1 protein-coding gene is annotated in these 333 nt (G+C 38.1%); it reads right to left on the bottom strand.

What is annotated here, in order from left to right; genetic code table 11:
* Window positions 1-5: 5 nt before the first annotated feature.
* Window positions 6-333 (bottom strand): T9SS type A sorting domain-containing protein (locus tag HMPREF2660_RS04605; RefSeq protein WP_141743548.1); only part of this gene is annotated, 328 nt, incomplete at its 5' end.

Raw genomic sequence — 333 nt, forward strand, 5'->3', positions numbered from 1 at the left:
ATCGGTTATTTTTTTATGAATTTTGTCGAAATTCTTCGGCCATTTTTGGTGGTTATAACGCTTAAATATGCACCTGAAGGAAGAAATCCTACTTGGTTAATTTTTTTGTCAGAAGTCATAATACTTTTACCATTCAGGTCGAAAACTGTCAGAGACAAAAAGTCGTTGGTTTTTACTTCTAAAATATCTGTAATTACCGTAGCAGCCAATGGGGCAGACGAGCTGTTGAATATTTCTGTCGATCCTAGTACGCTTTCTCCTTCGAGCGTGAAGGTTAGGCCAGCTGGCTGCTGTGTCCATTTCTCATTGGTATAGACCTTTGCTAATTTTGTA

It is taken from the genome of Weeksella sp. HMSC059D05 (genome assembly GCF_001809725.1).
GTDB classification, from domain to species: Bacteria; Bacteroidota; Bacteroidia; order Flavobacteriales; family Weeksellaceae; genus Weeksella; species Weeksella virosa.